The sequence below is a fragment of the Nocardiopsis sp. NPDC055824 genome (genome assembly GCF_053616335.1).
Genome location: NZ_JBSHDN010000005.1, coordinates 1 through 12,809 on the forward strand (window position 1 = coordinate 1; position 12,809 = coordinate 12,809).

The following is a 12,809-nucleotide window of genomic DNA, read 5'->3' on the forward strand; positions in this document are numbered from 1 at the left end:
CTCCTCGGAGGGCGGGGCCCCTTCATGTCGTCCGGTCATCCGGTCTGCGGGCCCGGGGACGGGGCCGGTCGCCCGGTCCGCCCCGGCCGGACCGCCCGGGGCCGCCGCCGGAGGCCGGCACGGCAAGGCGACGTCCCCCGGAGCAGGCAGGAGGGGGTCGGGGTACCCTCGTCGGGCCAGTCGAACTCCACTTGGTGGGGTCAGGGAACCCGGTGGGAATCCGGGACTGACGCGCAGCGGTGAGGATGACGGGCGGGCACGTCCGGGGAGCACTCCCCGGGACAGCCACTGGAGCACGGCTCCGGGAAGGCGCTCCGCACCGGTCGAATCCGAGTCCGAAGACCTGCTGGCACCGGCGGCCACGGTCCGCCGAGTCATCCGCGGGCTCCGCGAACGAGCCCCTGACCCGAAGGACGCGCATGTCCCCGCCCGGTTCTCCCCCCTCCACGCGCCGTACGCGCCGCGACCGCTGCCCCGGCGTGCTGAGACCCTGGCCCGCCGAGGACGGCCTGCTGGTCAGGCTCCGGCTCATCGGCGGCGGTGTCGGCGCCTCCTCGCTGCGCGCCCTCGCCGCGGTGGCCGACCGGTACGGCTCCGGCCGTGTCCACGTCACCGGCCGCGCGAACCTGCAACTGCGCGCGCTGCCGGGAAACGCGGGGCGGTTGGGGCCCGAGGTGGTCCGGGCCCTGGCGGAGACCGGCCTGCTGCCCTCCGTCAGCCACGAACTCGTCCGCAACGTGATGGTCTCCCCGGGCACGGGCGCGGCGGGCCCCGCCGGGACCGGACCGGGCGGAGGCCGGGCCGACCTGCGACCCGTCGCCTCGGACCTGGACACGATGCTGTGCTCCGTCCCGCGCCGCGCCGACCTGCCCGGCCGTTTCCTGTTCGTCCTGGACGACGGGCGCGGCGACCTGATCGGCCACCCGTGCGACCTGGGGCTCGTCGCCCTGGACGAGGGCGTCGCCCAGCTGAGGATCGGCGAGAGCTGGGGCCCGCTGGTGCCGGTCGACGAGGCGCCCGCCGCGCTCCTGCGCCTGGCGGACGCGTTCCTGGACCGTCGCGGGGAGGGGCCCACGGCGCCGTGGCACGTCGCCGAGCTCCCGGCGCCGCTGGCCGGGCCGGTGGAACCGGACCGGCGGCTCCCGCTTCCCGCCCCGCCGCTGCCGTACGGCCCGCTGCCCGGGGGCGCACGGCATGTGCGTGTGCCCGACGAGGGCCTGGACCGTCCGGCCGCCGAGGCCCTCGCCGAGGAGGCGCTCGCCGCCGGGTCCGGCGAACTCGTCGTCACACCCTGGCGCGGCGTCCTGGTGCCGGGAGAGTCCGTTTCCAGCCCCGGGGAGGCACGGTGACCGTCCCACGCCGGCCGGGCCGGCACTACGACTACATCGACGACGGGCCCGCGATCTACACGGACTCCTTCGCCGTCATCAGGAAGGAGGCCGAGCTCGGGCACCTGCCCGCCGACGCGGAGCGGCTCGCCGTGCGGATGATCCACGGCACCGGCCAGGTCGACCTCGCCGGGGACCTGGTGGTCCACCCCGGCCTGGTGTCCGCGGCGCGCTCCGCCCTGCGTGCCGGGGCGCCGATCCTGTGCGACGCGCGCATGGTGGCCAGCGGTGTGACCGCGAGCCGCCTTCCGTGTGACAACGAGGTGCTCTGCTTCCTGGGCGACGAACGCGTCCCCGGCCTCGCCGCCGAGTGGGGGACCACGCGCAGCGCCGCCGCGGTCTCCCTGTGGGAACCGTTCCTGGAGGGCGCCGTGGTCGCCGTGGGCAACGCGCCCACCGCCCTCTTCCACCTGTTGGAGATGCTGGCCGACGGGGCGCCGCGCCCGGCCGCGATCGTCGGCTGCCCCGTCGGTTTCGTGGGGGCCGCCGAGTCCAAGCAGGCGCTGACGGAGTTCGGCGACCGGTTCGGCGCCGACATCCCCTACGTGACCGCCCGCGGCCGCCGCGGAGGCTCCGCGATGACCTGTTCCGCTCTCAACGCACTCGCCAAGGAGGAGGAGTGACCGGACGTTTCCACGGGGTGGGCGTCGGCCCCGGCGACCCCGAGCTGATCACCCTCAAGGCCGCACGGCTCATCGCCGCGGCCGACGTCGTCGCCTACCACGCCGGGGTCGGCAAGGCGTCCAACGCCCGCCGCATCGCCGCGTCGCTGATCCCCGGGTCGGCGGTCGAGGAACAGCTCACCTACCCGGTCACCACCGGCGCGACCGACCACCCGGGCGGGTACACGGGGGTGCTGGCCGACTTCTACGAGGAGTCCGCCGCCCGGCTGGCCGCGCACCTGGACGCCGGCCGCGACGTCGTGCTCCTCTCCGAGGGCGACCCGCTGTTCTACGGCTCGTACATGTACATGCACGACCGGCTGGCCGAGCGGTACGAGACGGAGATCGTGCCCGGGGTCCCGGCGTTCGCCGCGGCCACGGCGGTGGCGGCGGCCCCCCTGGCCCGGCAGACCGACGTGCTCACCGTGCTGCCCGGAACCCTCCCCGAGCCGGAGCTGGCCCGCCGGCTGGCCGACACCGACGCCGCGGTGGTCATGAAGCTGGGCCGGACCTTCCCCGCCGTGCGCCGGGCGCTGGAGTCCGCGGGGCGGCTGGAGCACGCCGTGTACGTGGAGCGCGCCTCCATGGACGGGGAGCGGCGGCTGCCCGTGGCCGAGGTCGATCCGGCGACGGTGCCCTACTTCTCCCTGGTCCTGGTCACCGGGGACAGCCGCAACGGCAGGAGGTCGCGCGACCGGCCCCTGCCGGAACCCTCGGCCGTGGAGCCCGCCGGCCCTGCCGCCGAGCTGCTGGTCGTCGGCCTGGGGCCCGGTCCCGGCCGCTGGCTCACCCCCGAGGCCTCCGCGGCGCTGGCCGGGGTGGACCACGTGGTGGGTTACGGCCCCTACGTCGACCGCGTCCCGCAGCGGGCCGGCCTGACCCGGCACGCCTCCGGCAACACCGTCGAGATCGACCGCGCCCGCCTCGCCCTCGGGCTCGCCCGCGACGGTGAGAGCGTGGCGGTGGTCTCGGGCGGGGACGCCGGTGTGTTCGGCATGGCCACCGCCGTGTTCGAGGCGGCCGAGGACCCCGCCTACCGGGACGTCCCGGTCCGGGTGCTGCCGGGCGTCAGCGCCGTGCAGGCGGTCGCCGCCCGGGCGGGCGCCCCCGTCGGCGGTGACTTCGCGGTGATGAGCCTGTCGGACCGGCTCAAGCCCTGGGAGGTGATCGAACGGCGCCTGCGCGCCGTCGCCGAGGCCGACCTGGCGCTGGCGATCTACAACCCGGCCTCGCGCTCGCGGACCGGGCAGGTCGCCGCCGCCCGCGAGGTCCTGCTGGAGCACCGCAAGCCCGACACCGTGGTCGTCGTCGGACGGAGCGTCGGCAGGGAGGGCGAGTCCCTGGCGGTGACCACGCTCGGGGAGCTCGACCCCGCCGGAGTCGACATGCGCTGCCTGCTCATCGTCGGCGCCTCCGGCACCCGCGTCTCCGGGGCGGGCCGGGTCTGGACGCCGAGGTGGGTGCAGCCGTGACCGTGCACTTCGTGGGGGCGGGGCCCGGAGCCGCCGACCTGCTCACCGTCCGCGCCACGCGCATGCTCAACGCGGCCGACGTCGTCCTCTACCCCGGCACGTACCTGGACCCCGGGGTCCTCTCCCACTGCGCCCCCGGCGCGGAACTGGTCGACACCCAGGGTCTGGACCTGGACCGCATCACCGAACGCCTGGTCGCCGCGCACGCCGCGGACCGGGACGTCGTACGGCTGACCTCCGGGGACCCCTCGCTGTACTCGGCGCTGGCCGAGCAGACCCGGAGGCTCGACGCGCACGGGGTCCCGTGGGACGTCACGCCGGGGGTGCCCGCCTACGCGGCCGCCTCGGCGCTGGTGGGCCGAGAGCTGACCGTGCCGCTGGTGGCCCAGTCGGTGGTGCTGACCCGGACCGGCGCCCGGTCGACGGCGATGCCGGAGACCGAGGCGCTGGGCGCGTTCGCGGCGACGCGGGCCACGCTGGTGCTGCACCTGGCGATCCGGCGGGTGCGGGAGCTCATGGCCGAGATCGTCCCCGCCTACGGCGCGGACTGTCCCGCGGTGGTCGTGTACCGGGCCAGCCAGCCGGAGGAGGCGGTGCTGCGCGGGACGGTCTCCACCGTCGCCGGCCTGGTGGAGGAGGCGGGGCTCCGGCAGGCGGCGGTGATCCTGGTCGGGTGGGCGCTCGACCCCGAGGGGGGCGGTGAGTCCTACCTGTACGACCCCGCGCGGCCCAGGGGCGCCGCCCCCTCGTCAGGCGCTTCCGGGTGACGTGGCCAGGCTCCACTGGGTGACGGTGCGGGCGGGGGACCATCCGGTGAACGCGCCGATGGGCGCGGCGGTCTCCACGGCGGTGCGGGTCAGCTCCCCGCCGTGGCGCCGGTAGGCGTCCGCGAGCAGCCGCTCGGTCTCCAGTGTCACCCCGTGCACCACGAGTCGGCCGCCCGGTATCAGCGCCTCCAGGCAGGCGTCGAGCACGCCGGGCCGGGTCGCGCCGCCGCCGACGAACACCGCGTCGGGCGGGGCCAGCCCCTCCAGCGCGTCCGGCGCACGGCCGGCGACCACGCGCAGGCCCGGGACGCCGAGCCTGTCGGCGTTGCGGCCGATCCGCTCGGCGCGCCCGGCGTCGGCCTCCACCGCCGTGGCCGTGCACGAGGGGTGGGCGCGCATCCACTCGATGCCGACCGAGCCCGCGCCCGCGCCCACGTCCCACAGGTGCTGCCCCGGGGAGGGCGCCAGCCGGGCCAGCGCCGAGGCGCGCAGGTCCCGCTTGGTGAGCTGGCCGTCGTGCTCGAACGCGTCGTCGGGCAGCCCGGCGACCAGTCCGAGGCCCGTCGGCCCGGAGAGCTCCAGCGCCAGTACGTGCAGCCGGGGCACCTCCTCCGGAGGGGAGCCGAGCCAGTCGCGGGCCTTGCTCGCCGACCGCGACTCCCCGGCCGCCCCCAGGTCGCCGAGGACGGTCATCCGGCTGCCGCCGTAGCCCGCTCCGACCAGCAGGGCGGCGACCGTCCCGGGGGTGGCGGCGTCCGAGGAGAGCACCAGGACGCGGCGTCCCGGGGCCAGGTCGCGCATCAGCAGGTGCGGGTCTCGCCCCACCAGGGACAGCACCGTGCTCCCCTCCGCCGGCCACCCCATCCGGGCGCGGGCCAGGGCGACCGAGGAGACGGCCGGTTCCACGCGCACCGCGTCCGCTCCGAGCAGGTCGATCAGCGTGCTGCCGATGCCCGAGACCAGGGGGTCGCCGGAGGCCAGTGCGACGACGGCGCGGCCCTCCAGGGAGGCGAGCAGGTCCGGCAGGCCCTCGCGCAGCGGGGAGGGCCAGGCCCGGCGCCGCTGGCCCGGCGCCCGCGGCAGCATGGCGAGGTGCCTGGGCCCGCCCAGCACCGTGTCGGCCGCCAGGACCAGCCCGCGCAGCCTCTCGGGCACGCCCGGCCAGCCGTCGGCGCCGATGCCGACGACGGTGATTCGGGGAGGGGACATCTCGACCTTCATGGGCAGGACGCTATCGTGGCGGCCGAAGGTGCGAGGTGCCCCGGCTGCCCAGCCATCGGAAACGGTGGGGACGGCGTCCGGGGAGAATCTGGGAAGCCCGGTGAGAATCCGGCACAGGCCCGCTGCGGTGAGCCGAGCCTCCGTACAGGAGGACTCGGTGAGTCCGAAGACCGGCCCCGCACCCGCCCATGACCGATGGCGAAACGAGCGGGAGCCTCACATGCCATTGCGGACGTCCCACTATCCCTTCTCGGCGATCGTCGGCTGCGACGCCGAACCGCTCGACGACCTGGGCCTGGCCCTCGTCCTGGCCAGCGTCTCCCCCGAGATCGGCGGCGTCCTGGTCCGCGGCCAGAAGGGCACCGCCAAGTCCACCGCGGTGCGGGCCCTGGCCCCCCTCCTGCCCCCGGTCGAGGTCTACCGGGGCGACCGCTTCTCCGTCGACCCCGCCGACCCCGCGCAGGAGTCGCCGGATGGTCCCTTCCCTCCCGGCACGGCCGTGGAGCGCCGCCCGGTGCGCCTGGTCGAACTGCCGGTGGGCGCCACCGAGGACCGCGTCCTGGGCTCGCTGCACCTGGAACAGGCGCTCACGCACGGCCGGGTCGCCTACGAACCCGGGCTGCTGGCGCGCGGCCACCGCGGCCTCCTCTACGTGGACGAGGTCAACCTGCTCCACGACCACCTGGTCGACCTCCTCCTGGACGCCGCCGCGACCGGCCGGGTGACCGTGGAGCGCGACGGGTTCTCCGTGGAGCACGCCGCGCGCTTCCTGCTCATCGGGACGATGAACCCCGAGGAGGGCGAGCTGCGCCCGCAGCTCCTGGACCGGTTCGGGCTGACCGTCGAGGTCGCCGCACCCTCCGACCCCGCCGCACGCGTGGAGGTGGTCCGCAGGCGCATGGCCTACGACGCCGACGCCGCCGCCTTCTCCGAACGCTACGACCGGGCCGAGAAGGCCCTCGCCGAGCGCATCGCGGCGGCCCGGGAGACGGCCCGGCGCGCCCGGCTGTCCGACGCCGCGCTGCTGAAGATCGCGCAGGTGTGCGCGGCGTTCGAGGTCGACGGCCTGCGCGCCGACATCGTGACCGCGCGCACGGCCCTGGCGCACGCCGCCTGGGAGGGCCGGACCTCTGTCTCCCTGGCCGACATCCGCCGCGCGGCCCTGCTGGCCCTGCCGCACCGGCGCCGGCGCAACCCCTTCGACGCGCCGGGCCTCGACGAGGAGCTCCTCGACCGCGTCCTGGGGGACGAGGAGCCGCCGCCGGACGGCCCCGAGCCGCCGGGCGGCTCCGAAGGCCCCACCGGCTCCGACGACCCCGCTTCCCCCGCCGATGACGGCGGGGACGGCGGGGACGACGCCCCCGAGGACGCGGACGGGGCCCCCTCCCGGCCCCCGGAGGCCGGCGCCTGCGAACCGGACCGGTCCTCCGTCCCGCCCCGTGGGCCGGAGAACGCCCGGGAGGCGGAAGCCCCCCGGGACCGCGGGGACGCCGAGCGGGACGGGGCCGGGCCCGAGCCCACGGCCGGCACCACGGTCGGGGCGGGCGCCCCCTACCGCCCCCGGACGTTCACCGCGCGGGGCACGGGGACCGGCGCCGACGGCCGGCGCAGCCGCGCCCTCGGCTCCCGGGGCCGCCGGATCGGGGCCGCACCGCCCGGCGGGGGTTCCGGCGGCCCGCTCCACCTGGTCGAGACCGTCAGGGCGGCGGCCTCCCGCCCGCACGGCGGCGGCCGGATCGGCCTGCTCCCCGGCGACCTGCGCGTCGCGGTGCGCGAGGGCCAGGAGAGCAACCTGGTGCTGTTCTGCGTCGACGCCTCCGGCTCCATGGCGGCGCGCAAGCGCATGGGCGAGGTCAAGACCGCAATCCTGTCCCTGCTGTTGGACGCCTACCGGCGCCGCGACAAGGTCGGGCTCGTGACCTTCCGGGGGACGGCGGCCGACCTGGTGCTGCCCCCGACCCGTTCGGTGGACACCGCCGCCGCCCGCCTGGACGCACTGCCCGCCGGGGGGCGCACCCCGCTCGCCGAGGGCCTGCTGGAGGCCGCCCGGGTCCTGCGGCGCGAGCGCCTGCGCGACCCGAGGCAGCGCCCCCTGCTCGTCCTGGTGACCGACGGCCGGGCCACCGGCGGACGGGGTGCGGTCGGCCGGTCGCTGCAGGCCGCCGACCACGTCGCCGGCCTGGGCGTGGCCACCGTCGTCGTGGACGGCGAGTCCGGCCCGCTGCGCCTGGGCCTGGCCGCCGCCCTCGCCGCCCGCATGGGCGCCGAACACCTGCCCGTCGACGAGGTCAGCGCCGACACCTTGGGAAACGCCGTGAGAGAGAGGGCCGCCTGATGCCCCAGGGCAGACCGTCCGTCGTCCCCGACGACGGGCTCACCACCCGGCAGCGCCGCAACCAGCCCGTGCTCGCCGTCCACACCGGGGACGGCAAGGGCAAGTCGACCGCCGCGTTCGGGCTCGCGCTGCGCGGCTGGAACCAGGGCTGGCGGATCGGGGTGTTCCAGTTCGTGAAGTCGGCGAAGTGGCGCATCGGCGAGCAGACCGTGCTCGAACGCCTGGGGAGGCTGCACGAGGAGACCGGCGAGGGCGGCCCCGTGGAGTGGCACAAGATGGGCTCGGGCTGGTCCTGGAGCCGCCGCCGGGGCAGCGACGAGGACCACGCGGCGGACGCGGCCGAGGGATGGGCGGAGATCAAGCGCAGGCTCGCCGAGCAGACGCACGACCTGCTCATCCTCGACGAGTTCACCTACCCGATCCACTGGGGCTGGGTCGACGTCGAGGACGTCGTGACCGCCCTGCGCGACCGTCCGGGCCGCCAGCACGTGATCGTCACGGGCCGCCGCGCCGCCCCCGAGCTCCTGGAGGCGGCGGACCTGGTCACCGAGATGACCAAGGTCAAGCACCCGATGGACGCGGGCCGCAAGGGCCAGCGGGGGATCGAGTGGTGAGAACCCCGTCGGCCCCGGGGCCGACGGGGCCGTCCCGTTCGGCGCCCCCGGCACGGCCGGCGGCCCTGCCGAGGCTGATGGTCGCCGCTCCCATGACCGGGCAGGGCAAGACCACGGTCGCCGCCGGGCTGATGGCCGCGCTCCGCGACGCCGGGCTCGCCGTCAGCGGCCACAAGGTCGGCCCGGACTACATCGACCCCGGGTACCACGCCCTGGCCACCGGCCGCCCCGGCCGCAACCTCGACCCCCACCTGGTCGGGGAGGAGCGGGTGGCGCCGCTGCTCCTGCACGGGGCCCGGGGCGCGGACGCGGCCGTCGTCGAAGGGGTGATGGGGCTGCACGACGGGCGGATCGGCACCGACGGCTTCGCCTCCTCCGCGCACGTCGCGGCCCTGACCCGCACGCCCGTTGTCCTGGTCGTGGACGTGTCCCGCATGTCCCGGTCGGTGGGTGCTCTGGTGGCGGGCATGGCCGCCTACGACCCGGCGGTCGAGGTCGTCGGCGTGCTCCTCAACAAGGCCGGTTCTGCGCGCAACGTCGCCGAGATCACCCGCTCGGTCGGCCTGCCGGTCCTCGGCGTGGTCCCCCGCGACGAGCGGATCGCCAGTCCGTCCCGCCACCTCGGGCTCGTCCCGGCTTCGGAGCGGGAGGACTCGGCGCGGGTGGTCGAGCGGCTCGGCGAGCACATCGCGGGCCATGTCGACCTGGACGCGCTGCTGGATGCGGCCCGCTCCGCGCCCGCGCTGGACGCCCGCCCGTGGGACCCGGCCGCGGAGGTGGCGGCCCCGGGCGCGGGCCCGCGTCCGGTGGTCGCCGTGGCCGGGGGCCGGACCTTCACCTTCCGCTACACCGAGACCGAGGAGCTGCTCACCGCCGCCGGGTGCGAGGTCGTCGCGTTCGACCCCCTGGAGGACGCCGGCCTGCCGGCCGGTACCCGGGGCCTCTACCTGGGCGGCGGCTTCCCGGAGGTGTACGCGGGCGGGCTCGCCGCGAACCGGGGCCTGCTGGCCGAGCTGCGCGAGGCGGTCCGCGGCGGGGTCCCGACGGTCGCCGAGTGCGCCGGCCTGCTCTACCTCGCCGGCGCGCTCGACGGCCACGCCATGGCGGGTGCCGTCCCGGCCGTCGCCCGCATGACGGAGCGGCTCACCCTGCGCTACCCCGAGGCGGTCTCGCCGGGGGACACGCTGCTGACCCGGGCCGGGGAGCGGGTCACCGGCCACGAGTTCCACCGCACGGCGCTCACACCCGGGCACGGGGACCACCCGGCCTGGGTGGTCGACGGCGCGCCGGAGGGCTTCGCCTCCCCGACCCTGCACGCCTCCTACCTGCACGTGCACTGGGCCGGGCACCCGCAGCTCGCCGCGAGGTTCGCCGAGGCCGTGCACAGAGCACCGGCTCCGGTTCCGGCACCCGCCGTGCCCTCCCCCGCCGCCCGGACGGCGGCCGTCCCCGGCGCCGGACCGGTGGCCGACCCGCTGCGCCACCACGGCGACGTGGAGGCGCGCGGCGGCATGCTCGACTTCGCGGTCAACGTCTATCCGGGGGAACGGCCCGCCTGGCTCGACCGGGCCCTGCGCGAGAGCCTGGACCACGCGGACGTCTACCCCGACCCCGCGCCCGCGCGCGAGGCCGTCGCGCGCCGGCACGCGCGGCGGCCCGCCGAGGTCCTGCCGACGGCGGGCGCGGCAGAGGCGTTCACCCTGGTCGCCCGCTTGCGGCCGTGGCGTCGGCCCGTCGTCGTGCACCCCCAGTTCACCGAGCCGCACGCCGCCCTGGAGCAGGCCGGGCACACCGTCACCGCCGTGCTGTGCCCGGAGAGCCGGGGTTTCACCCTCGATCCCGCCGCCGTCCCCGAGGACGCGGACCTGGTGGTGATCGGCAACCCCACCAACCCCACCGGTGTCCTGCACCCGGCCGAGGCACTGCGCGGGCTGTGCCGGCCCGGCCGGCTGGTCGTGGTGGACGAGGCGTTCATGGACGCCCTTCCCGGGGAACCGGAGTCCTTGGCCGGTGAGCGGATCGGGGGCCTGGTGGTGCTGCGCAGTCTCACCAAGCACTGGTCGGTCCCGGGTATCCGCGCCGGGTACGCGGTCGGCGACGAGGCCGTCGTGCGCGGTCTGGCCCGGGTGCAGACGCCCTGGTCGGTGTCCGCGCCCGCCGTCGCCGCCACCGTCGCCTGCACGAGCGAGGAGGCGGGCGCGGAGGCGGAGCGCCGCGCGGAGGAGTTCGGTGACTGGCGCGCCGTCCTGGAGGCGGGGCTGCGCGGAGCAGGGATCGGGTTCGTGCCCTCCCGGGCGCCTTTCGTACTGGTGAAGGCGGGCGAGGGGGTCCACGCGCGGCTGCGCGAACAGGGCATCGCCGTACGCCGGGCCGACACCTTCCCGGGTCTGGACGCCGACTGGGTGCGCGTGGCCGTGCGCCCGCCCGAGACCACACGGAAGCTGCTCGCCGCCCTGGCGCGGGTGTAGCGGAACGTCCACCCGGGCGACCTCTCCTCCGACTTTCGGCCGATCCGCCGGAGGAGCGGTCCGGCTAGCCTGTAGCTGTGCACGGCTTACTCCGTTCCCTGTGGAACGAACCCCGCCCTCCCGGCGCTCGGGGGCCCACGTGGTGGGACGGGGCCCTCGTCGTGGTGTGCGCACTGGCGGCGCTGACCGAAGGCGCCCTGCGGCCGGACCTGCCCTGGCCGGTCCCGACCGTCGCGGTGGTCGCCGGCCTGGCCCCCGCCCTGCTGTGGCGGCGGACCCGCCCGCTGCTCGTGGTCGCGGCGGTCTTCGGCAGCGCGATCGTGCTCACCCTGGCGACCGGTGGAGGGGCCGGGCAGATGTACGCGACGGTGTACTTCCTGGCGCTGCCCTACGCTCTGGTGCGGTGGGGGTCCGGCAGGGAGGTCGCGGCGGGGGCCGCGATCGTCCTCCTGTCCTCCTCCGTCGACCTGTTCCTCGACGCGGCGCAGGCGGCGGACCTCCTGGGCGGTGCCGCCGTCCTGTTCGCCACCGGCGCCCTCGGCGCGGCGCTGCGGTACCGGGGCAGGGCCAGGGCGCGCGAGATCGACCGCGCCCGACTGCTCGAACGCGAAGACATCGCCCGTGAACTGCACGACACCATCGCCCACCACGTCTCGGCCATGGCGATCCGCGCCCAGGCCGGGCAGGCGGTCGCCCGGACCAGGCCGGAGGCCGCCGTCGAGGCCCTCGCGGTGATCGAGTCCGAGGCCTCGCGCGCCCTGGGCGAGATGCGCACCATGGTCCGCGCCCTGCGCCGGGGCGAACCCGCCGAACGGGCGCCCAGCCCTCACCTCGGTGACCTGGAGGAACTCGCCTGCCGGGCCGGACCCGGCCCGGCCGTGGAGGTGGAGATCAGCGGCGCTCTCCACGACCTCGCACCGGCGGTCACGGCCGCTCTCCACCGCCTGGCCCGGGAGTCGGTCACCAACGCCCGGCGCCACGCCCGCGACGCCGGCCTCGTCAGGGTCCGCGTCGACGCCGACGACGCCTCGGTGCGCCTGAGTGTGAGCGACGACGGTGACACCGGCCGCCTGCGACCGGCCGCTCCGCCGGGGTACGGGATCATCGGCATGGCGGAGCGCGCCGAACTGCTCGGAGGCACCTGCGAAGCGGCCCCGAACCCTGACGGGGGCTGGACCGTGACCGCCGTGCTGCCCCGTTCGGGGGCGCCCGCGTGAGTATCCGGGTGGTCGTGGCCGACGACCAGGAGATCGTGCGTACCGGCCTGTCCATGATCCTGGACGCCCAACCCGGCATCGAGGTGGTCGGCCGGGCCGCCGACGGGCGCGAGGCCGTGGAACTGGGGCGACGGCTGCGCCCGGACGTGTGCCTGTTCGACATCCGGATGCCCGTCCTCGACGGTGTGGAGGCGACCCGCGCCCTCGCCGGACCGGAGGTCGAGGATCCCCTCGCCGTGGTCGTCATCACCGTCTTCGATCTCGACGAGTACGTCTACGCCGCCCTCAGGGCGGGTGCCCGGGGGTTCCTGCTCAAGGACGCCGGTACCGACCTGCTCACCCGGGCCGTGCACGCCGCCGCGGCGGGTGAGGCGCTCATCGCCCCGAGCGTGACCGCCCGGCTGCTCGACGCGTTCGCCGGTTCCGGGCCGACCGGGCCCCCGGCCCAGCCCCTGCAGCCCCTGACCGGCCGGGAGGAGCAGGTCCTCGCCGCCGTGGCGCACGGTCGTACCAACACCGAGATCGGCGAGGAGTTCCACATCGCGCTGAGCACGGTGAAGACCCACATCACGAGCCTGATGGCCAAGCTCGGGGCCCGTAACCGCGTCGAGATCGCCATGTGGGCCTACGAGACCGGCCGCGTGCGGGGGCGCCGGGGCCGGTAG

Annotated in this window: 10 protein-coding genes and 2 riboswitches; of the genes, 9 read left to right on the forward strand and 1 reads right to left on the reverse strand. The window is 76.5% G+C overall.

Annotated elements, in window-relative coordinates:
- Positions 1-161 precede the first annotated feature (161 nt).
- Positions 162-365, forward strand: a riboswitch (cobalamin riboswitch).
- A gap of 54 nt (positions 366-419) precedes the next feature.
- Genes ACWGL3_RS02510 through ACWGL3_RS02525 form a run of 4 tightly spaced genes read left to right on the forward strand, consistent with a single transcriptional unit; the run spans position 420 to position 4,289 of the window.
- The gene (locus ACWGL3_RS02510) at positions 420-1,349 is read left to right on the forward strand and encodes a nitrite reductase (protein ID WP_452460699.1); all 930 of its coding nucleotides are present in this window, start codon (positions 420-422) and stop codon (positions 1,347-1,349) included.
- Positions 1,346-2,011 (forward strand): precorrin-8X methylmutase, encoded by a 666-nt coding sequence (locus ACWGL3_RS02515; protein ID WP_452460700.1) that lies wholly within the window; start codon positions 1,346-1,348, stop codon positions 2,009-2,011. The genes ACWGL3_RS02510 and ACWGL3_RS02515 overlap by 4 nt, the downstream gene beginning before the upstream one ends.
- Positions 2,008-3,522, forward strand: a complete 1,515-nt coding sequence (locus ACWGL3_RS02520) for a precorrin-2 C(20)-methyltransferase (protein WP_267946760.1) — start codon at positions 2,008-2,010, stop codon at positions 3,520-3,522. Before ACWGL3_RS02515 ends, ACWGL3_RS02520 begins: the two co-directional genes overlap by 4 nt.
- The gene (locus ACWGL3_RS02525) at positions 3,507-4,289 is read left to right on the forward strand and encodes a cobalt-precorrin-4/precorrin-4 C(11)-methyltransferase (protein ID WP_267946761.1); all 783 of its coding nucleotides are present in this window, start codon (positions 3,507-3,509) and stop codon (positions 4,287-4,289) included. The genes ACWGL3_RS02520 and ACWGL3_RS02525 overlap by 16 nt, the downstream gene beginning before the upstream one ends.
- Here ACWGL3_RS02525 and cbiE read toward each other — a convergent pair.
- A complete protein-coding gene (cbiE, locus tag ACWGL3_RS02530) occupies positions 4,272-5,510 on the reverse strand; it encodes a precorrin-6y C5,15-methyltransferase (decarboxylating) subunit CbiE (RefSeq protein WP_267946762.1) in 1,239 nt (412 codons plus the stop codon). The two genes, ACWGL3_RS02525 and cbiE, sit on opposite strands and share 18 nt — an antisense overlap.
- Before the next feature lie 56 nt (positions 5,511-5,566).
- Positions 5,567-5,703, forward strand: a riboswitch (cobalamin riboswitch).
- A 33-nt stretch (positions 5,704-5,736) separates the two neighbouring features.
- On the opposite strand from cbiE, the gene ACWGL3_RS02535 reads away from it, so the two are divergent.
- The 5 genes from ACWGL3_RS02535 (at position 5,737) to ACWGL3_RS02555 (ending at position 12,809) form a co-directional block, all read left to right on the forward strand.
- Positions 5,737-7,845: a VWA domain-containing protein gene (locus ACWGL3_RS02535; RefSeq protein ID WP_452460725.1), complete on the forward strand. Its 2,109-nt coding sequence runs from the start codon at positions 5,737-5,739 to the stop codon at positions 7,843-7,845.
- Positions 7,845-8,459: a cob(I)yrinic acid a,c-diamide adenosyltransferase gene (cobO, locus tag ACWGL3_RS02540; RefSeq protein WP_267946763.1), complete on the forward strand. Its 615-nt coding sequence runs from the start codon at positions 7,845-7,847 to the stop codon at positions 8,457-8,459. The genes ACWGL3_RS02535 and cobO overlap by 1 nt, the downstream gene beginning before the upstream one ends.
- A 77-nt stretch (positions 8,460-8,536) precedes the next feature.
- Positions 8,537-10,927: a cobyrinate a,c-diamide synthase gene (locus ACWGL3_RS02545; protein WP_452460701.1), complete on the forward strand. Its 2,391-nt coding sequence runs from the start codon at positions 8,537-8,539 to the stop codon at positions 10,925-10,927.
- Between the two features lie 77 nt (positions 10,928-11,004).
- The gene (locus tag ACWGL3_RS02550; RefSeq protein ID WP_267946767.1) at positions 11,005-12,144 is read left to right on the forward strand and encodes a sensor histidine kinase; all 1,140 of its coding nucleotides are present in this window, start codon (positions 11,005-11,007) and stop codon (positions 12,142-12,144) included.
- Positions 12,141-12,809 (forward strand): response regulator transcription factor, encoded by a 669-nt coding sequence (locus ACWGL3_RS02555; protein ID WP_267946768.1) that lies wholly within the window; start codon positions 12,141-12,143, stop codon positions 12,807-12,809. Before ACWGL3_RS02550 ends, ACWGL3_RS02555 begins: the two co-directional genes overlap by 4 nt.